General features: G+C 69.0%; 23 protein-coding genes. 10 read left to right on the top strand and 13 right to left on the bottom strand.

The features are described 5' to 3' along the window. Positions 1 to 72 precede the first annotated feature (72 nt). Positions 73 to 2,250 (top strand): fatty acid oxidation complex subunit alpha FadB, encoded by a 2,178-nt coding sequence (gene fadB / locus BLP95_RS15920; RefSeq protein ID WP_089681027.1) that lies wholly within the window; start codon positions 73 to 75, stop codon positions 2,248 to 2,250. Between the two features lie 26 nt (positions 2,251 to 2,276). Then, positions 2,277 to 3,455: an acetyl-CoA C-acyltransferase FadA gene (fadA, locus tag BLP95_RS15925; RefSeq protein ID WP_089681029.1), complete on the top strand. Its 1,179-nt coding sequence runs from the start codon at positions 2,277 to 2,279 to the stop codon at positions 3,453 to 3,455. Between the two features lie 85 nt (positions 3,456 to 3,540). Here the strand turns inward: fadA and BLP95_RS15930 are convergent, their stop codons facing one another. Further along, positions 3,541 to 4,536 (bottom strand): TAXI family TRAP transporter solute-binding subunit, encoded by a 996-nt coding sequence (locus BLP95_RS15930; RefSeq protein ID WP_089681031.1) that lies wholly within the window; start codon positions 4,534 to 4,536, stop codon positions 3,541 to 3,543. A gap of 240 nt (positions 4,537 to 4,776) precedes the next feature. Then, complete coding sequence (locus tag BLP95_RS15935) at positions 4,777 to 5,241, bottom strand: flavodoxin family protein (RefSeq protein WP_089681033.1); 465 nt, start codon at positions 5,239 to 5,241, stop codon at positions 4,777 to 4,779. A gap of 70 nt (positions 5,242 to 5,311) precedes the next feature. Here BLP95_RS15935 and BLP95_RS15940 point away from each other — a divergent pair, with 70 nt between their 5' ends. Further along, positions 5,312 to 5,791: a YbhB/YbcL family Raf kinase inhibitor-like protein gene (locus BLP95_RS15940; protein WP_089681035.1), complete on the top strand. Its 480-nt coding sequence runs from the start codon at positions 5,312 to 5,314 to the stop codon at positions 5,789 to 5,791. Between the two features lie 127 nt (positions 5,792 to 5,918). Here the strand turns inward: BLP95_RS15940 and BLP95_RS15945 are convergent, their stop codons facing one another. Both BLP95_RS15945 and BLP95_RS15950 read right to left on the bottom strand, forming a co-directional pair. Further along, positions 5,919 to 6,605: a type 1 glutamine amidotransferase domain-containing protein gene (locus BLP95_RS15945; protein WP_089681037.1), complete on the bottom strand. Its 687-nt coding sequence runs from the start codon at positions 6,603 to 6,605 to the stop codon at positions 5,919 to 5,921. 89 nt (positions 6,606 to 6,694) lie between these two features. Then, complete coding sequence (locus BLP95_RS15950) at positions 6,695 to 7,588, bottom strand: LysR family transcriptional regulator (protein ID WP_089681039.1); 894 nt, start codon at positions 7,586 to 7,588, stop codon at positions 6,695 to 6,697. A 121-nt stretch (positions 7,589 to 7,709) separates the two neighbouring features. On the opposite strand from BLP95_RS15950, the gene BLP95_RS15955 reads away from it, so the two are divergent. The 5 genes from BLP95_RS15955 (at position 7,710) to BLP95_RS15975 (ending at position 12,584) form a co-directional block, all read left to right on the top strand. Continuing rightward, positions 7,710 to 8,591: a HalD/BesD family halogenase gene (locus tag BLP95_RS15955; RefSeq protein WP_089681041.1), complete on the top strand. Its 882-nt coding sequence runs from the start codon at positions 7,710 to 7,712 to the stop codon at positions 8,589 to 8,591. A gap of 84 nt (positions 8,592 to 8,675) precedes the next feature. Next, entirely contained in the window at positions 8,676 to 9,959 is a 1,284-nt protein-coding gene (locus BLP95_RS15960) for a M24 family metallopeptidase (RefSeq protein WP_089681042.1), read from the top strand. A gap of 16 nt (positions 9,960 to 9,975) precedes the next feature. Beyond that, positions 9,976 to 11,466 (top strand): CoA-acylating methylmalonate-semialdehyde dehydrogenase, encoded by a 1,491-nt coding sequence (locus tag BLP95_RS15965; RefSeq protein WP_089681044.1) that lies wholly within the window; start codon positions 9,976 to 9,978, stop codon positions 11,464 to 11,466. 138 nt (positions 11,467 to 11,604) lie between these two features. Beyond that, a complete protein-coding gene (locus BLP95_RS15970; RefSeq protein ID WP_089681046.1) occupies positions 11,605 to 12,135 on the top strand; it encodes a GNAT family N-acetyltransferase in 531 nt (176 codons plus the stop codon). Between the two features lie 77 nt (positions 12,136 to 12,212). Continuing rightward, complete coding sequence (locus BLP95_RS15975; RefSeq protein WP_089681048.1) at positions 12,213 to 12,584, top strand: thiol-disulfide oxidoreductase DCC family protein; 372 nt, start codon at positions 12,213 to 12,215, stop codon at positions 12,582 to 12,584. Positions 12,585 to 12,594: 10 nt separating this feature from the next. Here BLP95_RS15975 and BLP95_RS15980 read toward each other — a convergent pair whose 3' ends face one another. From BLP95_RS15980 to BLP95_RS16015, 8 genes are all read right to left on the bottom strand, one after another. Next, a complete protein-coding gene (locus tag BLP95_RS15980; protein ID WP_089681051.1) occupies positions 12,595 to 13,017 on the bottom strand; it encodes a secondary thiamine-phosphate synthase enzyme YjbQ in 423 nt (140 codons plus the stop codon). Between the two features lie 15 nt (positions 13,018 to 13,032). Continuing rightward, positions 13,033 to 13,875, bottom strand: a complete 843-nt coding sequence (locus BLP95_RS15985; protein ID WP_089681053.1) for a nitrilase-related carbon-nitrogen hydrolase — start codon at positions 13,873 to 13,875, stop codon at positions 13,033 to 13,035. Positions 13,876 to 13,967: 92 nt separating this feature from the next. Beyond that, positions 13,968 to 14,849 (bottom strand): glycine betaine ABC transporter substrate-binding protein, encoded by an 882-nt coding sequence (locus tag BLP95_RS15990; RefSeq protein ID WP_089681055.1) that lies wholly within the window; start codon positions 14,847 to 14,849, stop codon positions 13,968 to 13,970. A gap of 63 nt (positions 14,850 to 14,912) precedes the next feature. Then, complete coding sequence (locus tag BLP95_RS15995; RefSeq protein WP_089681056.1) at positions 14,913 to 15,644, bottom strand: ABC transporter permease; 732 nt, start codon at positions 15,642 to 15,644, stop codon at positions 14,913 to 14,915. A 4-nt stretch (positions 15,645 to 15,648) separates the two neighbouring features. After that, positions 15,649 to 16,812 carry an ABC transporter ATP-binding protein gene (locus BLP95_RS16000; protein WP_089681059.1) on the bottom strand — a complete coding sequence of 388 codons (1,164 nt, stop codon included), beginning with the start codon at positions 16,810 to 16,812 and terminating at the stop codon, positions 15,649 to 15,651. A 42-nt stretch (positions 16,813 to 16,854) separates the two neighbouring features. Next, entirely contained in the window at positions 16,855 to 17,520 is a 666-nt protein-coding gene (locus BLP95_RS16005) for an ABC transporter permease (RefSeq protein ID WP_089681061.1), read from the bottom strand. Positions 17,521 to 17,776: 256 nt separating this feature from the next. Next, the gene (locus BLP95_RS16010) at positions 17,777 to 18,709 is read right to left on the bottom strand and encodes a 2-dehydropantoate 2-reductase (RefSeq protein ID WP_089681064.1); all 933 of its coding nucleotides are present in this window, start codon (positions 18,707 to 18,709) and stop codon (positions 17,777 to 17,779) included. A 70-nt stretch (positions 18,710 to 18,779) separates the two neighbouring features. Continuing rightward, on the bottom strand, positions 18,780 to 19,241 hold the full coding sequence (locus BLP95_RS16015; protein ID WP_245678784.1) for a potassium channel family protein: 462 nt from the start codon (positions 19,239 to 19,241) through the stop codon (positions 18,780 to 18,782). A gap of 170 nt (positions 19,242 to 19,411) precedes the next feature. Here BLP95_RS16015 and BLP95_RS16020 point away from each other — a divergent pair, with 170 nt between their 5' ends. Next, positions 19,412 to 20,992 (top strand): thymidine phosphorylase family protein, encoded by a 1,581-nt coding sequence (locus BLP95_RS16020; protein ID WP_089681066.1) that lies wholly within the window; start codon positions 19,412 to 19,414, stop codon positions 20,990 to 20,992. Positions 20,993 to 20,996: 4 nt separating this feature from the next. Further along, entirely contained in the window at positions 20,997 to 21,908 is a 912-nt protein-coding gene (locus BLP95_RS16025) for a ribose-phosphate diphosphokinase (protein ID WP_281187393.1), read from the top strand. A 91-nt stretch (positions 21,909 to 21,999) separates the two neighbouring features. Here BLP95_RS16025 and BLP95_RS16030 read toward each other — a convergent pair whose 3' ends face one another. Beyond that, positions 22,000 to 22,248 carry a hypothetical protein gene (locus BLP95_RS16030; RefSeq protein ID WP_089681070.1) on the bottom strand — a complete coding sequence of 83 codons (249 nt, stop codon included), beginning with the start codon at positions 22,246 to 22,248 and terminating at the stop codon, positions 22,000 to 22,002. Positions 22,249 to 22,348: the final 100 nt, after the last annotated feature.

Raw genomic sequence — 22,348 nt, forward strand, 5'->3', positions numbered from 1 at the left:
CTTGACGCCGGCGGCGGGCTGCACCAAGCTGTGCGCATTCAAACGGCCGTATGAAATCGGGAGGTTCGCGGTATGATCTATCAGGGCAACGCCATCACGGTGGTGCGTGGCGATGACGACATCGCCACGCTCACCTTCGACCTGAAGGACGAGTCGGTCAACAAGCTCTCCAGCGCGGTGGTCGGCGAGCTGGAGGAGGCGGTCACGGCGCTCAAGGGCGAGAAGGGACTCCAGGGCCTGCTGCTGACCAGCGCTAAGGAGGCCTTCATCGTCGGCGCCGACATCACCGAGTTCCAGGCCATGTTCGGCAAGGGCGCCGACTTCCTCGAGGCGATGCTGATGCGGGTGCACGGCATCTTCAACGCCATCGAGGACCTGCCGTTCCCCACCGCCACCGCCATCAACGGCCTGGCGCTGGGCGGCGGCTGCGAGGTGCTGCTGACCACCGACTTCCGCGTCATGGCCGAGGATGCCCAGATCGGCCTGCCCGAGACCAAGCTCGGCATCCTGCCCGGCTGGGGCGGTTGCGTGCGCCTGCCGCGGCTGATCGGTGCCGACAACGCCATCGAGTGGATCGCCGGCGGCACCCAGAACAGGGCCGACGCCGCGCTGAAGATGGGCGCCGTGGATGCCGTGGTGCCGGGCGAGGCGCTGGAGGCCGCGGCCCGCGACATCCTGGCCCGGGCCATCGCCGGCGAGCTCGACTACCGCGCCCGCCGCGCGGAGAAACAGCAGCCCCTTCGGCTCGGCCCCATCGAGCAGATGATGGCCTTCGAGACCGCCAAGGGCTACGTCAAGGGCAAGGCGGGCCCGCACTATCCGGCGCCGGTGGAGGCGATCAAGGTGATCCAGAAGGGCGCCGGCGAGGATCGCGGACGTGCCCAGGCCATCGAGGCCAAGGCCTTCGTCAAGCTGGCGCTGACCGAGGTGGCCTTCAACCTGGTCGGCCTGTTCATGAACGACCAGGTGGTCAAGAAGAAGGGCGGCCAGTACGAGAAGCAGGCGCGTCCGGTGAAGCAGGCCGCCGTGCTCGGCGCCGGCATCATGGGCGGCGGCATCGCCTACCAGAGCGCCTCCAAGGGCACGCCGATCCTGATGAAGGACATCAAGGAGGAGGCCATCGCGCTGGGCCTCAAGGAGGCGCGCAAGCTGTTCGCCAAGCAGGTGGAGCGCGGCAAGTTCTCCACCGAGGCGATGGCCGAGCGGCTCACCAACATCCGCCCGACCCTTGCCTACGGCGACTTCGGCCACGTCGACCTGGTGGTCGAGGCGGTGGTCGAGAACCCCAGGGTCAAGGGAGCGGTGCTGGCCGAGGTGGAGGCCGCGGTAGGCGAGGAGACCATCCTGGCCTCCAACACCTCCACCATCTCCATCACTCGCCTGGCGGAGAGCCTCGAGCGCCCCGAGAACTTCTGCGGCATGCACTTCTTCAACCCGGTGCACCGCATGCCGCTGGTGGAGGTGATCCGTGGCGAGAAGACCGGGGACGCCGCCGTGGCGGCCACCGTGGCCTACGCCCGGGCCATGGGCAAGACCCCCATCGTGGTCAACGACTGCCCCGGGTTCCTGGTCAACCGCGTGCTCTTCCCCTACTTCGGCGGCTTCAGCCGGCTGATGGAGCAGGGCGCCGACTTCGCGCATGTCGACAAGGTGATGGAGCGATTCGGCTGGCCCATGGGCCCTGCCTACCTGCTCGACGTGGTGGGCCTGGATACCGCGGTGCATGCCGGCGAGGTGATGGCCGAGGGATTCCCCGAGCGCATGGGCAGCCTCGGTGGCGAGGGCGAGAAGAGCGCCATCCAGGTGATGTTCGAGAGCGAGCGCCTGGGGCAGAAGAACGCCAGGGGCTTCTACGCCTACGAGGAGGATCGCAAGGGCAAGCCCAGGAAGGTGCGTGACGAGGCCGCCATCGAGCTGGTCAAGGGCGTGGCCAGGGAGAACCGCGAGTTCTCCGACGACGAGATCATCGCCCGCATGATGGTGCCGCTCTGCCTGGAGGCTGTGCGCTGCCTGGAGGACGGCATCGTCGCAAGCCCCGCCGAGGCCGACATGGCGCTGATCTACGGCATCGGCTTCCCGCCGTTTCGCGGCGGCGCGCTGCGCTACATCGACGCCATGGGCGTGGAGGCCTTCGTCGCGCTGGCCGACGACTTGGCCAAGGAGCTGGGTGCCCTCTATGCGCCCACCGACAAGCTGCGCGAGATGGCCGCCGCCGGCGAGCGCTTCTACCCCGCCCCGGCCCAGGCCTGATCCACCACCACAACAGGAGAAGCAAGATGAGTCTGAATCCGAGAGATATCGTGGTGGTCGACTGCGTGCGCACCGCCATGGCCAAGGCCAAGAACGGCGCCTTCCGCCACGTGCGCGCCGAGAACCTCTCCGCCGCGGTGATGCAGTCGCTGTTCGACCGCAATCCCGGCCTCGATCCGGCCGAGGTGGACGACGTGATCTGGGGCTGCGTCAACCAGACCCTGGAGCAGTCCATGAACATCGCCCGCAACGCGGCGATCATGACCGGCATCCCGCGCAGCGTGCCGGCGCAGACGGTCAACCGCCTGTGCGGCTCCTCGATGAGCGCGCTGCATATCGCCGCCGCCAACATCAAGGCCGGCATGGGCGACTTCTACGTGATCGGCGGGGTCGAGCACATGGAGCACGTTCCCATGACCCACGGCGTCGACATCAACCCGGCGGCCAGCAAGCACGCCGCCAAGGCGGCCATGATGATGGGCCTCACCGCCGAGCTGCTGGGCAAGATGCATGGCATCTCCCGCGAGGAGCAGGATGCCTTCGGCGTGCGCTCCCACCAGCGCGCCCAGGCGGCCATGGAGCGCGGCGGCTTCGACCGCGAGATCATCGGCGTGGAGGGGCACGACGCCGAGGGGCGGCGGATCCTGGTGCAGCGCGACGAGGTGATCCGTGCCGACGCCAGCCTGGAGCGGATGGCCGAGCTCAAGCCGGTGTTCGACCCGCGCGGCGGCACCGTCACCGCCGGCACCTCCTCGGCGCTCTCCGTGGGCGCCTCCGGCATGGCGGTGATGAGCGCCGAGCGGGCCCAGGCGCTGGGTCTCGAGCCCATCGCCCGTGTGCTCTCCACCGGGGTGGCCGGCTGCGACGCCTCCATCATGGGCTATGGCCCGGTGCCGGCCTCGAATAAGGCGCTCAAGGTCGCCGGCCTCACCGCCGACGACATCCAGACCGTGGAGCTCAACGAGGCCTTCGCTGCCCAGGCGTTGCCGGTGCTCAAGGACCTGGGCCTGCGCGACGCCATGGACGAGAAGGTCAACCTGCATGGCGGCGCCATCGCCCTGGGGCATCCGCTGGGGTGCTCCGGCGCGCGTATCTGCACCACCCTGCTCAACGTGATGCGTGAGCGCGACACCACCCTGGGTCTGGCCACCATGTGCATCGGCATGGGCCAGGGCGTGGCGACGGTGTTCGAGCGCCTGAAGTAGGCGCTCACTCACGCCGTGACGACAGCGGCGGCGCCCTGCGGGGCGCCGCCGCTGTCGGTTGGGAAGAACGTCCAGGATGAAGGGGCTATTCCGCCTGGGCACTCTCGGTCACCGGAGCGTCCGACGTCTCCGCCGGGAGCCAGCCGCGTTCGCGATAGTAGCGCATCGCCCCAGCGTGGAGGGGAGCGCTCAGGCCGTCGCGGATCATCGCCTGGGGGGACAGCTCGGCCAGGGCGGGGTGGGTCGACTGGAAGCGAGCAAAGTCGTCGAAGACGCTGGCCACCAGCCGGTAGACCAGCGCCGGGTCGGTCTGGTGGGTGGTGACCAGGGTGGCCCTGACCCCGAAGGTTGTCACCGCCTTCTGCTCGGGGCCGTAGAGCCCGGCCGGGATCGAGGCGCGGGTGAAGTAGGGGAAGGCGTTGACCATCAGGTCGACGAAACTCCCCTCGACGTCGACGATCTCGGCATCGCACAGGCGGATCGCCTGGGCCACCGAGTCGTTGGGATGGCCTACGGTATAGACCATGGCGTCGATGTTGCCGTGACACAGCTCCATGGCCTGCTGGTCGGCCGGCAGGTCATGAACCTGGCGGAAGTCGCTGCGCGTCCAGCCGCGGGCATCCATCAGGCGCAGCATGGTGCCACGCTGGCCCGAGCCGGGGTTGCCGATGTTGACCGAGCGGCGGTGCAGGTCCTCGAACCCCTTGATATCGGCGCGGCGCCGCACCACCAGGGTGAAGGGCTCGCTGTGCAGCGAGAAGATCGAGCGCAGCGCGGTGTCCGGCCCGGCCTCGCGGAACCCTTCGATGCCCTGCGCCGCGTACTGGTGCAGGTCGGATTGGGCCAGGGCGAACATCAGCTCGCCGCGCCGCAGGGCACGCAGGTTGGCGCTGGAGCCATCGCTGGGTGTCGCCCGGCACGGGGTGTCGAGGGCGCGGCAGAGGGCACGCCCCACCACATGGTAGACGCCGGACGGGCTAGCCGTGGCGATGGTCAGTGGCGTCTCGGCGTTTGCCGCTAGCGGAAGGGAGAGCAGCAGGCTGGCCAGGGCGATGGCCAACCGTCGGGGTGTGATGTTCATGACTCACCTCGCAACAGTGAGTCGGCCAGAGGCACATCCGAACCAGGTGGGGTCAGGTAGAAGCCAGGCGAGCGACTTCGTATCGCATCTGGTCGACAGGCTGGGTTGTTATCGTGTTGTGGTGTCGGCCAAGGGGTGTGGAACGGTCCCCTGGTGCCCTGCGTCTAGGGGGCTCCCTTGAGGTATAGCAGGCGGTAGGAAGGAGGAGGGTGTATTTCAACGAAGTTTAATCGTATAACCTTATAGCATGCCGGCCTCGAGCCCCGCGGCCAGGGTCATGGCGAGCTCCTCCACCTGCCGGGCGAACTCCTCCTGCCACTCGCCGCGCAGGATCAGCGGCGCCTGCACCCAGCGCCAGCGCAGGCCGGTGACGATGCCCTCCACGGCGCGGCGGGTGCCGGTGCCGTCGTGGCCGGCACGCACATAGAGGGCGCAGGGGAGCCCCTGGCGTTCCTCGAGCACCGGGTAGTAGCTGCGGTCGAAGAAGTCCTTGAGGGCGCCGCTCATGTAGCCCAGGTTCTCGGTGGTACCCAGCAGGATGGCGTCGCAGGCGAGAACGTCGTCGGGCCCCGCCTCGAGCGGGGGCTTCACCACCACCTCGATGCCGTCGATCTCGGGGTGGCGTGCCCCGCGCTCGGCGGCCTCGCGCAGTCGCCGGGTGTTGGGGGAGGGGGCATGGGCGATGATCAGCAGACGCCTGGGCATATTGACAGCTCCTCGGTTGTTTCCCACGCTGAGTCGGCTCAGTTCCCGTTCTCAATCAGGAGGATCCACGATGGCCTTTGCCCTGTCGACCCTGCGCGTGACCAGTCCCGCCTTCGATGATGGCGCCGGCATTCCGGCGCGGTATACCGGCGAGGGGGATGACATCTCCCCGGCGATCGTCTGGCAGGACGCCCCGCAAGGCACCAAGGGCTTCGCCCTGATCTGCCACGACCCGGACGCCCCGCTGGTGCAGAATGGCACCTACGGGTTCGTGCACTGGGTGCTCTACAACATCCCGGCCTCCACCACCAGCCTCGAGGAGGCGAGCCGCGTGGGCACCAAGGGCAAGAACGACTTCGGCAAGCTGGGCTATGGCGGCCCCATGCCGCCCGAGGGCCACGACGTGCACCGCTACTACTTCTGGGTGCTGGCGCTGGACAAGCCCACCGATGACCTGCCCGAAGGGCTCTCGCTGCGCGACCTGCTGATCAAGGTCGAGCCGCACCTGCTGGGCATGAACCGCCTGGTGGGTACCTACCGCCGCGGCTGATCCCGACACTGCCAGTGGCTCAACCCTGCCAGCAGAAAGACGCGCACCCCGGCATCATGTGATGCCGGGGTGCTCTGGTTGAAGGGGCGGCAGGGTCGGTTCTGCCGCCGGATATCGGGGGCGCGGCCTATTCGCTCAGTGCCTCGAGCAGTACCTTGGCGACTGGCTCGGAGGAGGGTGGGTTCTGGCCGGTGATCAGGCGGCCGTCGCGGCAGGTATAGGGGGCGAAGTCGTCGGCCTTGGAGTAGTCACCGCCGGCGGCCTTGAGGGCCTCCTCCACCAGCTGGGGCACCACCTCGGTGAGGCCCACGGCGTCCTCCTCGCCGTTGGTGAAGCCGGTGACCCGGCGGCCGCGCACCAGCGGCTGGCCCTCGGCGTCACGCGCCTTGAGCAGCACGATGGGGGCGTGGCACACCGCCGCCACTGGCTTCTGCTGGGCCCAGAAGGCCTCGATCAGCCGGATGGAGTCCGGGTCATCCACCAGGTCCCACAGCGGACCGTGGCCGCCGGGGTAGAAGATGGCGTCGAAGTCATCGGCGCTGACCTCGGCCAGGCGCCGGGTGCTGGCCAGCTGCTGCTGGGCCTCCGGGTCCTGCTTGAAGCGCCGGGTGGCCTCGGTCTGGCTCTCCTCGGCATCGCTCTTGGGATCCAGCGGCGGCTGGCCGCCCGCGGGGGAGGCCAGCACCACCTCGGCGCCGGCATCGCGGCAAGCGTAGTAGGGCGCGGCCAGCTCCTCCAGCCAGAAGCCGGTGGGCTCGCCGGTATCCCCCAGGCGATCGTGCGAGGTCAAAACCATCAGGATACGCTGGCTCATGGAGCTCTCCTTTCGTTCGGTTGGTGTGGCGTCGAAATAATTGTACAGCACTGTGACACAACTTCAGGCGTTGGGAAATTCGGCAGGGGCTATCGCTGGAATGCAGCGCCTCCATCGAGGGGCGGTGAGGCCACCGCATCGTTGTCGGTGACGATCGCCACCAGCTCCTCGCAGAAGGCTTCCAGCGCCTCGCTGGCGTGCCCGGGGCGCCGGTGCAGCTCCACCTCTACCTGCCCCAGCGCCGGCAGCCCCTCGGCCTCACCGACGATCCGGCAGCCAGGCGGTACGCTGCGCGGGGTCTTGACGGTCGCCGCCAGCCCCGCCTGCACCGGCAGGTTGATGCCGGTGGGCGAGGGGCTGACGTAACGCAGCTGCCAGCGGCGCTTCTCGCGGCCCAGCGCGGCCAGCGCATGGGCGCGGAAGATACAGCCCTCGGGGTTCAGCGCCAGCGGCAGCTCCGTCCAGCGCTCCGGCGCTGCCTGCTCCGCCACCACCCACACCATCGGCTCCCAGCCCAGCAGCTGGCCGGACTGGGTCGGCCCGTGGCGGATCGACAGCACCACGTCCAGCACCCCCTCCTGGAAGGCCTCGACCAGCGAGCCGCTGATGTCGCAGTGCATCTCCAGGCGGGCCGCCGGGTAGCGCTCCGCGAAGCGTGCCAGCAGGGCAGGCAGGTAGGTCGCGGCCTGCTCCTCGGAGGTACCGAAGCGGATCAGCTCCCCCCGGGTGAGCTGGCCCAGGGCCTCCCGGGCCTCATCCTCCAGGGTCAGCATATGCCGTGCGTAGGGCAGCAGCCGCTCACCGGGACCGGTCAGCATCACGCTGCGGCTGGTGCGTTCGAACAGCGCCTTGCCCATCTGGTCCTCCAGACGCTTGATCTGCAGGCTGATGGCCGACTGGGTGCGGTGCAGGACCTTGCCGGCGGCGCTGAACCCTTCGCACTCGGCCACGGTGACGAAGGCGCGCAGCAGGTCGGTATCCATATCAATGAGCCTCTGCAATGGGTTGTATCTCAAGCATTCATTTAAATTATGGATTCGTCGTCACTACCCTGTCCACACGACATGCCAACCGCCGATCCCCCGACGACAGGAGCGACGACCGATGCACGCCACGGCCGAGCGACAAGCGACCGATTCCCTGGACGGCCTGATCGACCTGGACCGCTATCCCATCCACGACCTCGAAAGCCCGGCGGGACGCGAGCTGATCGCGCAGTGCCGTCGCCAGCTCGACCAGGACGGCTGCGTGGTGCTCAAGCACTTCGTGCCCGAGGAAGCGCTGGCGCGGCTCGAGCGCGAGACCGAACGCCTCTCGCCGGAGGCGCACTACAACCAGACCGAGACCAACCCCTACAACAGCGCCGGTGACCCCGAGAAACCGGCCAGCCATCCGCTGAACCGCTTCGACGACCGCACCAATGGCTTCGTGGCCGGCGATCGCATCGATGGCGATACCATCATTCGCCAGGTTTACGAGCATCCCGGCTTCCAGCGCTTCATCGGCGCCGTGGTGGGCATGGAGGAGATCCATCAGTACGCCGACCCGCTGGCCGACCTGGTGGTCAACGTGCTGCGCGAGGGCTGCCAGCATCCCTGGCACTACGACACCAACGAGTTCATCGTCACCATGATGACCCGCCAGTCCCACGGCGGCGGCCGCTTCGAGTATGCCCCGGGCATCCGCAGCCCGGAGGGCGAGAACTTCGCGGAGGTGGAGAAGGTGATCGACGGCGACCGCTCGCGCCTCAAGTCCCTCGACCTCCAGCCCGGCGACCTGCAGGTCTTCTTCGGTCGCTACTCGCTGCACCGGGTCACCCCGGTGGAGGGCGACCGCGAGCGCCACACCGTGATCTTCGCCTACGCCAAGGAGCCGGGCTTCATCGGTCGCCCCGAGCGCGCCCAGCGCATCTTCGGGCGCATGGCACCGGTCCACGAGCGCCTGCTCGAGGAGGGCATGGAGCGTAGCGACAGCCTGGCCGACTGAGCGCCGAGGCTTCGTTCAGCCTCACTTGACGATGGCCGCCCGGGCAGGCGGCCATCCCCCTGGCGACACAGCGAGAGACCTCCCATGAGCATCGTAGAGTCAGAGAATCTGACCGACAGCGAACCGGACCACATCCCGGTCGTGCCGTCGGCCCCACAGGCCAACGGCGACAGCATCCCCACCGCCTTCGACCCCGTGCAGCTGCGCGCCGGGCGCCTGTCGCGCCTGCGCGCCATGATGGCCGAGCAGGGCTACGCCGCCCTGGTGCTGTTCGACCCCAACAACCAGCGCTACGCCACCGGCTCGCGCAACATGTTCGGCTACTTCCTGCGCAACTCCACGCGCTACCTCTATGTGCCGCTGGAAGGCCCGATCATTCTCTTCGAGTACCCGGGCAGCGCCCACGTCTCCACCTGGCTGGAGACCATCGATGAGTCGCGCACCTCCAAGGTGGTGTGGTCGGCGGTGAACCAGCGCGACAACCTCTCCTCGGACCCCTTCGGCCTGGAGATCGCCGAGCTCGTCCAGGAGCACGGCCGCGGCAACAAGAAAGTAGGCCTGGACCGCTGCGCGCTCAACCTGGCCCGCTCGCTGGAGGCGCAGGGGCTGGATGTCTTCGACTGCATGCAGGACACCCTGCACTGCCGGCGCATCAAGACCCCCGAGGAGATCGCCTGCCTGGCCCAGTCCATGGCGGCAAGCGAGGCCTCGGTGGCCGAGGTGGAGGCCGCCATCAAGCCCGGCGTCACCGAGAACGAGCTGTTCGCCATCATGTACGGCGAGGTGATCCGCGGCGGCGGCGAGTTCATCGAGACCCGCCTGCTCAACTCCGGGCCGCGCACCAATCCCTGGTTCCATGAGGCCAGCGACCGCAAGATCCGCCCCGGCGAGCTGGTGGCCCTGGACACCGACACCATCGGCTGCCACGGCTACTACTCCGACTTCTCGCGCACCTTCCATGTCGGCCCGGGCCGGCCCAGCGCCTACCAGCGCGAACTCTACCGCATGGCCTACGACCAGGTGCAACACAACATGGGCATCCTCAAGCCCGGCATGAGCTACCGCGAGATCGCCGAGCAGGCCTGGAAGATCCCCGAGCGCTTCCTGGATCGCCGCTACCCCTCGATCATCCACGGGGTGGGGATGCACGGCGAGACGCCGCTGGTGGCGCACCACATGGACTTCGACCGCTTCTCCAAGGACGGCATCCTCGAGCCCGGCATGGTGGTCTCGGTGGAGAGCTACATCGGCGAGGTGGGCGCCGCCGACGGCGTCAAGCTCGAGGAGGAGGTGCTGATCACCGACACCGGCGTCGAGAAGCTCTCCCGCTACCCCTTCGACGAGGCCCTGCTCGGCCGTGAAGTCTGACCCCCAAGGACGCGACATGCAGACCCTGACCCACTGGATCGGTGGCGACCCCGCCCCGGGCGAGCGCCACCTGGACGTGACCAATCCGGCCAGCGCCGAGGTGATCGGCCGCGTGCCCCTGGCCGACACCGCCACCGTGGCACACGCCATCGAGGCCGCCCGGGCGGCCCAGCCCGCCTGGCGCGACACCCCGCCGGCCAAGCGCGCCCAGGTGATGTTCCGCTTCAAGATGCTGCTCGAGCGCGACGCCGACGAGCTCTGCGTGCTGATCAGCCGGGAGCACGGCAAGGTGCTCGAGGACGCCATGGGCGAGCTCAAGCGCGGCATCGAGAATGTCGAGTACGCCTGCGGCGTGCCGGAGCTGCTCAAGGGCGAGTACTCCCACAACGCCGGCCCGGGCATCGATACCTTCTCCAACCACCAGGCACTTGGCATCGTCGCCGGCATCACGCCGTTCAACTTCCCGGCCATGGTGCCGCTGTGGATGTTCCCCATGGCCATCGCCTGCGGCAATGCCTTCATCCTCAAGCCCTCCGAGCAGGTGCCCTCCGCGGCCATGAAGATGGCCGCGCTGCTGGAGGAGGCGGGCCTGCCCGCCGGGCTCTTCCAGGTGGTGCACGGCGACCGTGAGGCCGTGGAGGCGCTGATCGACGCCCCCGACGTCAAGGCGCTCAGCTTCGTCGGCTCCACCCCGGTGGCGAAGGCGATCTACCGCCGCGGCGCCGACAACGGCAAGTGCGTGCAGGCGCTGGGCGGGGCCAAGAACCACGCCGTGGTGCTGCCCGATGCCGACCTCGACAACGCCGCCAGCACCCTGATCGGCGCCGCCTTCGGCAGCGCCGGCGAGCGCTGCATGGCGATCTCCGTGGCGGTGTGCGTGGGCGACGCCACCGCCGATGCCCTGGTGGCGAAGGTCGGTGAACAGGCGCGCACCCTGAAGATCGGCCCCGGCACCGAGAAGGGCCTCGACATGGGCGCCCTGGTCAACGCCGCCCACCGCGACAAGGTGGCGGGCTACATCGAGCAGGGCGAGGCGGCCGGCGCCGAGCTGGTGGTCGACGGCCGCCGGCACCCGCTGGTGACGCAGTCGCCGGGCTATTTCCTGGGCGCCACCCTGTTCGATCGGGTGACGCCGGAGATGGGCATCTACCGCGACGAGATCTTCGGCCCGGTGCTCTGCGTGGTGCGCGTCGAGACCTTCGAGGAGGCCATCGCGCTGATCAACGCCCACCGGTACGGCAATGGCACCTGCGTGTTCACCCGCGACGGCGAGGCCGCCAGGCGCTTCAGCGATGCCATCGAGGTGGGCATGGTGGGCATCAACGTGCCGCTGCCGGTGCCGGTGGCCTTCCACAGCTTCGGCGGCTGGAAGGAGTCGCTGTTCGGCGACCTTCACGCCTACGGTCCCGACGCGGTGCGCTTCTACACCCGCCGCAAGGCCGTCTCCCAGCGCTGGCCCGCGCGCAGCGCTCGGGAGCAGGCCCAGCTGAACTTCCCCTCCAGCTGACGCCATCCTGCCCTTCGAGCACTTCCATCGCCCATCCCCTTGCGGATGGGCGATGTCGTCTCGGCCGGTGCACGTTTCGCGCTATCGGCATGCTCAGGGGTATCCTGACCACAGTCCACCTTAGTCAGGGGAAAGACCATGCAGCTGTCGGAGTTCGAAACACACCAGGCCGCCGAGATCCAGGCGCTGTTCGACAGGACCTTTGCCGATGCCGAGGGGCCGGCCGAAGGTGAGCTGGTCGGGGGCCTGGTGCGCAAGCTGATGGCCGATACCGCCCCGCGGGACCGGCTGGGGTTCGTGGCCCTGGAGAAGGGCCGAGTTGTCGGCGGCATCTTCTTCTCGAGGCTCACCTTCGATAGCCCGGTCGAGGCCTTCCTGCTGTCACCGGTGGCGGTGCACCCCGACCATCAGGGCCGGGGCATCGGGCAGCGCCTGATCCGTTTCGGCCTCGAGCGCCTCGAGGCGCGGGGCGTGACGCACCTCTTCACCTTCGGGGATCCGGCGTTCTATTCGCGGGTCGGCTTCATGCCGGCCCCCGAATCGACGGCCCCCTTCCGGCTCACCCAGCCGGAGGGCTGGCTCGGCCAGGCACTGGAGGGGCATGAGATGGCGTCCCTTGCCGGTGTGCCGCGTTGTGTCGCGGCCTTCGACGATCCCGCCTACTGGTGAGGCGCCCCCGCGTTGGGTGAACCCTGGCGAAAGTGCCGTGTCTGCCGCGGTAGGCCTCAACCGAAGGGAGTGATGCGATGGCCACGCTACCACTGCTCAAGGTTTACTACGATGGCATCTGTCCCGGCTGCCGGCGGGATCGCGCCCGCTACGAGCGCTGGGCGGGGGAGGCCGGCCGCCAGGTGGCGTGGTGCGACGTGACCGAGCACCAGGCGATGCTGCGCGAGAGGGGCGTCGACCCCCAGGCGGCGCTGCTCTCCCTGCATGTCGAGGAGGAGGGCGGGAGCATCCTGGAGGGCATCGACGCCTATATCCTGCTGATGCGCCGGGTGCCGCGCCTCAGGCCACTGGCCTGGCTGATCGGCCTGCCGGGGATCAAGCCGCTGCTGCGCTGGTGCTACGACCGCTGGGTCAGGCGGCGCCTGGCGCGAGAGGGGCGCCTGCCCTGACCCGGACGCCTTACCCTTCGCCGCTCAGTGTGGCGACCAGCCGCCTGGGCCCGCCGTGGTCGCGGTGCTCTCCCAGCCATAGCCCCTGCCAGGTGCCCAGCGCCAGGCGGCCATCGCGGACCGCCAGGGTCAGCTGGGTGCCCAGCAGGCTGGCGATGACATGGGCCGGCATGTCGTCGGGGCCCTCCAGGGTATGGCGGAAGTAGGGCAGGTCACCCGGGACCAGTCGGCGCAGGAAGGCGTCCAGGTCGTGGCGCACGTCGGGGTCGGCGTTCTCGTTGAGGGTCAGCGAGGCCGAGGTGTGCATGAGCTGCAGGTGCAGCAGCCCCACCCGGCAGCGGGTGAGCGCCGGGAGGGCCTCGACGACACGCTCGGTGATCAGGTGGAAACCTCTTGGCAGAGCGGAAAGCCGGATCTCCTGCTGGTGCCACATCGTCTTGCTCCTCGGTCAGCGATGGCCTGCCATCAGCTCACGGATCAACGGGGTGTCGGCGTCACGGTGGGTGGGCAGCTCGAAGCGGGCCCGGGCGATGGCGGTGCGCGACAGCTCGGCGGTGATCAGCGTCTCGCGCTCCTCGGCCTCGGCCAGCAGCTCGCCGCGCGGGTCCAGGATACGCGAGCCGCCCCAGAAGTGGCTCTGCCCCTCGGGGCCGAAGCGGTTGGCCATGATCACCGGCGTACCGTAGGTCATGGCGTAGAAGCGCACGTTCAGGGCCCAGTTCTGCTCGTTGGAGAAGTCGTCGCTGACGATGCCGCTGGCGGAGTTGATCGGCGCGCAGAGCACCGTGGGGCGGGGCAGCAGGGCGGCGTGGACCAGCGCCGGGTTCCACAGGTCGGCGCAGATCAGCTGGGTCGCCGACCAGCCGGGGCGCACCGCGGTGTGGGTCAGCTCGCTGCCGTGGGTGAACCACTTGCCCTCCTCGAGCCCGCCGTAGGTGGGCAGGTTGAGCTTGCGGTGCACCGCGGCGATCCTGCCGTCCTGGAGGATGGCCAGGGCGTTGTAGTACTCGCCGGGGCTCGCCTCCTCGACGAAGCCCACCACGGTCTGCATCTCGCCGCAGGCCAGGGCCAGCTCCTGCAGGCGCGGGTCCTCCAGCGGCATGGCGACCTGCATCACCCGGCTGCCCAGGCCGTAGCCGGTCAGCGAGAGCTCGGGGAAGACCAGCAGCTCGACGCCCCGCTCGCGGGCCTCGCGGATGGTGGCGAGGTGCTGCCCCAGGTTGGCATCCACCTCGCCGAGGGTGGCATTGATCTGGGCGGCACCAACGCGCAGTCGATCCTGATAGTGCATCTCTTCCCCCTTGGAAACGGCGGAGGGCCGCCCGTGGGCGGCCCTCCCTGGCACAGGCAACGGCCGGCATTATGCCAGCCATGCCGGCGACCTCACAGCAGCTCGTGCGCCTCGAGGAAGCTCTGGGCGACATCCTCGATGGTCTCGCGCTCGACGTCGACCCGGGCGTTGAGCTCGGCCATGGTGGCGTCGTCGAGCAGCGCGGAGAGGGCGTTCATCTGCTCGGCCAGCTCCGGGTTCTGCTCCAGGGTCTCCGCGCGCACCACCGGGGTGAGGGCGTAGGCAGGGAAGAAGCCCTGGTCGTCCTCCAGTACCTGGAAGTCGAAGGCGGGGATGCGCCCGTCGGTGGCGAACACCAGGCCCACGTCGACCTCGCCGTCGCGCAGCGCCTGGTAGACCAGGCCGGAGTCCATGCGCTTGACGTCGCCGCGGGAGACGCGGAAGTCATAGGCCTGCTGGAGCGGGCGCCAGCCGTCCTCACGGGCGTAGAACTCGGCGTTCATGGCGAAGGTCAGCGGCTCGCCGTCGTTGACCGCCTGGGCCAGCCCGGAGAGGGTCTCGATGCCGGTCTCGGCGACGCTCTCCTCGCGCATCGCCAGGGCGTAGGTGTTGTTGGCCGCGGAGGGCTCGAGCCACACCAGCCCCTTCTCGCCGTCGAGCTCCTTGACTCGCTGGTAGGTCTCCTCCGGGGAGAGGCTCTCCGTCACGTCGTTGTAGTTGATCAGCGAGGTGCCGGTGTACTCCCAGTAGAGGTCGATCTGGCCGTTCTCCTGCGCCTGGCGCAGCACGGCGGAGCCCATGCCGGCCCGGCTGTCCACCTCGTAGCCCAGTCCCTCGAGGTACTGGGTGGTCATGCTGGCCAGCAGCTGTTGTTCGGTGAAGTTCTTGCCGCCGACCACGATCTCGTTGGCCTGGGCGGTGGCCAGCGAGCCGGCGAAGGCCAGGCCGGCGAGGGTTGTCATCAGGTGCTTCATGGGATCTCTCCTCTTGCTCTTGTGGGTAACGCGCGTGTAAACCGTGCGGAGGGGGCGCCTCCTTCAGGCCCGGTTGGGGTTGACCCCGCGGGGAACCACGAGGAAGGCGACGGTGGCGATCAGGGCGTCCACCACGATCGCCAGCAGCGCCGTGGGGATGGCACCGGAGAGCATCATCACCGGGTCGTAGAGGTCGATGCCGGTGAAGATCAGCTCGCCTAGCCCTCCGGCGCCGATCAGGAAGGCCAGCGGCACCGTGCCCACGTTGATGGTCAGGGCGGTGCGCATGCCGGCGAAGATCACGTAGAGGGCGTTGGGCAGCTCGACCTTGAGCAGGCGCTGGGCGGGAGACATGCCGATGCCGGCGGCGGCCTCCATCAGCGCCGGGTTGACCCCCTTGAGGCCGGCATAGGTGTTGCGGGTGATGGGCAGCAGGGTGGCGACGAAGAGCCCGAACACCGCCGGAACCGTGCCGATGCCCAGGAAGCTCATGGAGAGCGCCAGCACCGCCAGGGTGGGGATGGTGGTCCCCACGTTGAGCACCTGCATCAGCGATTCGGCCCAGCGTGACATGCTCGGGCGCGAGAGCAGGATGCCCAGCGGGATCGCCACGGCGATGGCCAGCCCGCCCGACATGGCGGTCAGCCACAGGTGCTGCACCGCCAGGAACCGCACGTCGGGCAGGTACCAGAGGAAGTCGTCGATCACCCCGCTGGACTGGCTCCAGACGCCGGCCAGGAAGACGGCGACCAGCAGGAGCGCCAGCAGGGCCCCGCGGAGGCTCTGTATCGGCATCGGCTTACTCCTTGCTCGTAGTCTCGGCGGCGGCCTGGGCGGTGCGCTCGGCGGCGCGGAAACGGGCGCCCAGGTGGTGGGTCATGGCGCGCTGGGTGATCTGCCCGCAGACCCGCCCCTCGTCGTCGACGCAGGGCAGCCAGGTGGTGTCCTGGGCGAACATCAGCGAGGCGACCTTACGCAGGTCGTCGTCGAGCCCGACGGTCGCCGGCACGTTTTGGAAGTGATCGCGGCAGTAGCCGCGGGTGGTGCGGGCCACGGCGCGGGTGATCAGGCCGACCGGCTGGCGCTGGTCGTTCACCATCAGGATGGAGTTCTGGTAGCCGAAGTCATCGATGCGGGCCAGCGCCTGCTCCAGGGTGTCGCCGGGGGAGACGGTGCCGATCTCGTCGCTGACGATCTCGTTCACCTTGACCAGGTTGAGGCGCTTGAGCGCCCGGTCCTCGCCCAGGAAGGACTCGACGAAGGCGTTCCTGGGGGCCGCCAGCAGGTCGTCCGGCTCGGAGTACTGGACCAGCTTGCCCTCGCGGAACACCGCGATGCGATCGCCCATCTTGATCGCCTCGTCGATGTCGTGGCTGACGAACATGATGGTCTTCTTGAGCTCCTGCTGCATCTTGAGGAACTCGTCCTGGATCACCGCGCGGTTGATGGGGTCGATGGCGCCGAAGGGCTCGTCCATCAGCATCACCGGCGGGTCGGCGGCGAGCGCCCGGGCGACCCCGATGCGCTGTTGCTGGCCGCCGGAGAGCTCGTTGGGATAGCGCTTGAGGAAGGCGTCGGGCTCGAGGGCGATCATCGCCATCAGTTCGCGGGCCCGCTCGCGGTACCTGGCCTTGTCCCAGCCCAGCAGCTTGGGCACCACCGTGATGTTCTCCTCGATGGTCATGTTGGGGAACAGGCCGATCTGCTGGATCACGTAGCCGATGTTGCGGCGCAGGCTCTGGGTGTCCATGTCGGTGGTGTCCTCGCCGTCGATGAACACCTTGCCGGAGGTCGGCTGGACGATGCGGTTGATCATCTTCAGCGTGGTGGTCTTGCCGCACCCGGAGGGGCCGAGCAGGATGCAGATCTCGCCCCGGGGTACCTCCATGCTGATGTGGTCGGCGGCGACCACGGCACCCTTGGGGGTATCGAAGACCTTGGTCAGGTTATCGAGCTTGATCATGTGGTTTCCTTGTCAGGGGCCGGGGATCGATATCGCGGGGGATCAGGCCGTCTCGGCGGCCCGCTCCATGCCCTTGGGCGTCAGGCGCTTCTGCACGTAGAGCAGGGTGTAGTCGACGACGATCGCCAGCAGGCTCACCGCGACGGCGCCGACGATCAGCTGGCGCGGGTCGGACTGCGAGATGCCGCGGCTGATGAAGGTGCCGAGCCCGCCGGCGCCGATGTAGGCGGCGATCGCCATCACCCCGATGTTGAGCACCACCGCCGTCCTGACACCGGCCATGATCACCGGCACCGCCAGCGGGATCTCCACCATGCGCAGGCGCTGGTTGGGGCTCATGCCGATGCCGCGGGCGGCCTCGCGCAGCGCCGGGTTGACGTTGTTGATGGCGGTGTAGGTGTTGCGGATGATAGGCAGCTGGGAGTAGAGCAGCACCGCGATCACCGCCGGCACATAGCCGATGCCGTGGCCGATCAGCGAGAGCACCGGGATCATGATCCCGAACAGCGCGATCGAGGGGATGGTGACGATGATCGAGGCCAGGTAGAGCACCAGCTGCGCCACCCGCTCGTTCTTGGTGATGGCGATGCCGATGGGGACGCCGGTGAGGGTGGCGATGCCCACCGCCACGCCCACCAGGGAGATATGCTCCAGGGTGCGCGTAAGCAGCAGGTCGAGGTTGTCCAGCGCGTACTGAATCAGCTCCAAGGCGACTCTCCTTTGGTGGTGACGTCACGCCGAGCTCACGGGTTGCCTCCCGGTCCGCGCTGCCCGACGCCCAGTCGGTCGTCACTGCGGGGGAGAGGGCCGGGGAGCCGCGGCGGTTTGCCTCACTCGGTGAAGCGGCAGCTTATCAAACCCCGCGTTCTATTTTGGTTGGTCATGGATGACGATGCGTAATGGTACGAATTGTCATCGCTGATACCGGCCCGCCTATGCCAGCCGACGGCGGCGGGGCGAGCCCTCAGGTCTCGCCGCGCGCCTTGCGCTCCTGGGGCAGCAGGGCGGCGTGGATCATGGCGTTGACCGGGGTGGCCACCCCGGCCTCGCGGCCCAGGCGCACCACGGCGCCGTTCTGGGATTCGAGTTCCGAGGGGTGGCCGGCCATGATGTCGCGCTGCATGGAGGCGGTGCTGGCCTCGGGCAGGGCATCGATGAAGCCCATCGCGCGGGTCGCGGCGTCCGCGGGCAGGGCGATGCCGCGTGCCCTGGCCACCGCCGCGATCTCGGCCAGGATCGCCTCGATGAGCTCGCGGGTCTCGGGCAGGCGGCGGGTCACCCCGATGGGGGCGCGGGTGAGGGCGCCGATGCCGCTCATGGCGCAGATGAACAGGAACTTGCTCCATACCGCGACCCGGATGTCGTCGGGGATCTCGGCGGTGACGCCATGGGCCGCGTCGAAGGCGGCCTTGAGGCGCTCGGTGCGCTGGCTCTTGCGGTTGTCACGCTCGCCGAAGCGCACGAAGGGGGAGACGCCGGCGTGCTTGATGTGCCCGGGCGCCGCCTTCCAGGCCAGGATCCCGCACAGCCCCTCCAGCACGTGCTCCTCGCCGAGTGCCTCGGCGAGGGTGTCGGCGGCCTCGACGCCGTTTTCCAGTGGCACCACCAGGGTCTCGGGCCCCACCAGGGGGCGGATCGCCTCGGCGGCATCCATCACCTGCCACGCCTTGACCGCCACGATGACGGCATCCACCTCACCCACCTGACGTGGATCGTCGCTGGCCTCCACCGCGCCCAGGTGCAGGTCGCCCTCGATGCTCGAGACCTTGAGCCCGTCGCGCCGCATCGCCGCCAGGTGCTCGCCGCGGGCGATGAAGGTGACCTCGTGGCCGGCCTCGGCCAGGCGCGCGCCGAAGTAGCCACCCACGCCGCCGCTGCCCATGATCGCGAACCGCATCCTGCTCTCCTTGTGCCGATGTATGGGAAGAGCCTACACCGCCGCGGCGATGTGGGCACGGCGGACGGCCTTATCGTTCGCGGCGCGCCGACCAGTGGCGCTGCATCTCCAGGAAGGTCAGCGATGCCGACCAGGTGATCAGCATGAAGCCGAGCAGGGCCTCGCTGCCGGTGATGAAGCGGATCGGCCCGCTGGGAAAGAGGTCGCCGTAGCCCAGGGTGGTATAGGTGATGGCCGAGAAGTAGACGTAGTCGAGCAGGTTGACGGTCTCGAGGCCCACCAGCTGACCCGCCAGGGGATGCTCGCCGAGCAGCGCCATTCCCACGCCGAAGATCCAGATTTCCGCCACGTGGGTCGCGAAGAGGACGAAGCTGAGCATCAGGAAGCGCCGGCGAAGGGTGCCGTGGGCACGCTCCAGCCCCCGCCACAGCCGCATCGAGACCTCGTAGTGCAGCAGGATGCAGACTGCCACGGCGATCAGGGTCACGACCACCGCCCACAGGTGGCCGGCATCAAGCTGGGCATCGAACACGGGTGGACCTCCACGGGGGGGAGGGGTCAGCCTAGCGTGATCGGTGGGGCGACGTTAAGCCCCACGCGACGCCATGACGCCTCGTCGCGGCGGCTGGTAGGATGCTGCTAACGATCACTCCATGATGGCCAGGCCCTTGCCCCGGCCGCCATGCCTGCCTGGACGTCGCCATGAAGACGAGTTCCCCCGCGGTGGCACCGCTGGACGATACCCTCTCGCCGCTGGCGCTCAAGCGCGTCGGCATCGATACCTACCGGGAGAACGTGGCCTACCTGCACCGGGACTGCCACCTCTACCGCGCCGAGGGCTTCCAGGCGCTCTCCAAGGTGGAGGTGCGCGCCAATGGCCAGCGCATCCTCGCCAGCCTCAATGTGGTTGACGACCCCGGCATCGTCGACTGTCAGCAGCTCGGCCTCTCCGAGGATGCCTTCGTCTCGCTGGGGCTGGCGGAGGGGCGACCGGTGAGCGTCTCCCAGGCGGAGCCGCCGGCCTCGATCCCCGCCCTGCACCGCAAGATCCGTGGCGAGCGCCTTGCGCGCGACGACTACCGGGCGATCATCCAGGACATCGCCGAGCTGCGTTACTCGAAGATCGAGCTGACCGCCTTCGTGGTGGCCTGTGACCTGGGCGAGCTGGACCGCGAGGAGATCTTCTTCCTCAGCGATGCCATGTGCCGGGTGGGGCGGCGCCTCGACTGGCATGAGCACCCGGTGGTGGACAAGCACTGCATCGGCGGCATTCCCGGCAACCGCACCTCGATGCTGGTGGTGCCCATCGTCGCCGCCCACGGCCTGCTCTGCCCCAAGACCTCGTCGCGGGCCATCACCTCGCCCTCGGGCACCGCCGACACCATGGAGGTGCTGGCCGATGTCGACCTGCCCTTCGATGCCTTGGGCGAGATCGTGCGCACCCACCGCGGCTGTCTCGCCTGGGGCGGCACCAGCCAGCTCTCGCCGGCCGACGACGTGCTGATCTCGGTGGAGCGCCCGCTCTCCATCGACTCGCCCGGACAGATGGTCGCCTCGATCCTCTCCAAGAAGGTGGCCGCCGGCTCCACCCACCTGCTGCTGGACATTCCCGTGGGGCCCCACGCCAAGGTGCGCTCCATGCCCGAGGCGCGGCAGCTGCGCAAGCTGTTCGAGTTCGTGGCGGGACGCATGGGCTTGACCCTGGACGTGGTGATTACCGACGGCAGCCAGCCCGTCGGCCGCGGTATCGGGCCCGTGCTGGAGGCCCGCGACGTGATGCAGGTGCTCGGCAACCACCCGGAGGCGCCCATGGACCTGCGCCAGAAGTCGCTGCGCCTGGCCGGGCGGATCCTGGAGTTCGACCCCGACGTGCGCGGTGGCGACGGTTTCGGCATCGCCCGGGATATCCTCGATTCCGGCCGCGCCCTGGAGAAGATGCAGGCGATCATCGAGGCCCAGGGCGCCCGCTCCTTCGACCCGGAGGCACCGCCGCTGGCGCCGCACCGCTTCGAGGTGGTCGCCCCCCGGGACGGCATGGTGGTGGGCATCGACAACCTCAAGCTGGCGCGCATCGCCCGGCTGGCCGGGGCGCCCAAGGCCCTCGGGGCAGGGGTCGATATGGCAGCCCGTCTGGGCGACGAGGTCAGGGCCGGGCAGACGCTGTATACCGTCTATGCCGCCTACCGCAACGAGCTGTCCCTGGCCCACCAGTCCAGCGAGCGCGACAGCGGCGTCACCCTGGGCCAGCGCGACGAGCTGGCCCACCTGAATGTGGAGATGTGACCCCGTGAGACGAGACAAGGACCGTTCCCTGCTCTACTTCGTCGACGAGGCCGCCGCCGCCCGGCGCCTGGCCGATGCCGCCGGCATGGAAGCGCTGGCCGTCGAGTGCCACCGCTTCCCCGACGCCGAGCTCAAGCTGACCCTGCCCTTCATGGAGGCGGGCGCCGTCCCCGAGCGTCTGGTGATCTACCGCAGCCTCGACCGCCCCAACGACAAGCTGGTGGAGCTGCTGCTGCTGGCGCGTCACGCCCGCCGCCAGGGCGTGAGACGCCTGGTGCTGGTGGCGCCGTACCTTGCCTACATGCGCCAGGACATCGCCTTCCATCCCGGCGAGATCGTCAGCCAGACCATCGTCGGCGGCTTCCTGGCCGAGCTGTTCGACGCCGTGATCACCGTGGATCCCCACCTGCACCGCATCGAGCGCCTCGACCAGGCGATCCCCCTGGCGCACGCCATCGCGCTCTCCGGCGCGCCGCGCCTGGCCGAGCTGATCGCCGAGAGGCGCCCCGGGGCCCTGCTGCTGGGGCCGGACGAGGAGGCGCGGCAGTGGGTGGCCCAGGCCGCCGCCGCCATCGGGGGTGACTTCGGGGTGTGCCGCAAGGAGCGACGCGGCGATCGCGACGTGACCATCCAGTTGCCCGAGTTGCCCGTGGCGGGCCGCGAGGTGGTGCTGATGGACGACGTGGCGAGCTCCGGGCATACCGTGGCCCGCGCCACCGAGGCGCTGCTGGCCGCCGGGGCGCTGTCGGTGGACGTGGCCCTGACCCATGCGCTGTTCGCCGGGGATGCCCTGGCGGTGATCCGCGCGGCGGGGGTGGGGGAGGTGTGGAGCACCGACTGTATCGCCCACGAGAGCAACGCCATCGCCATGGCGCCGGTGCTGGCCGAGGCGCTGGCCGACCTGCGGCAGGGCTGAGCGGCCGGCCAGGGACGCTCTGCCCATGCTACCAACGGCAGGCGCCGCCCCGATGGGGGCGGCGCCTGGTATTGCCGTGCCGTCGAGGCGCTCAGGCGAAGGCGGGGCGGGGCATGAAGGCCTTGAGGCTCTCCAGGCTCAGCACCTGGCGACCGGTCTCGGGCTGGTCGGTCTGGAAGCCGATGTCGAAGCCCTGGTCCGCCAGGCTCTCCTGCCAGAACTCGCGGGTGGCCAGCGCCTCGGCCTCGCCGGCGCTGGCCGCATGGAAGATGCCGCCGCCGAGGTGCTGTTCCTGACCGCGGGGATGGATGGCGTAGACGTCGACGAGGAAGGCTTGCATGACGCTCTCACTGGCTGGTGACTGTGGGTTCATGGTAGCCCCGGTGGCGGGCCGGCGGGAGCGAAACCGGATTCCGTTGTGTTACCCCTCATGACGCCGC

It is taken from the genome of Halomonas shengliensis (assembly GCF_900104135.1).
GTDB lineage: Bacteria > Pseudomonadota > Gammaproteobacteria > Pseudomonadales > Halomonadaceae > Halomonas > Halomonas shengliensis.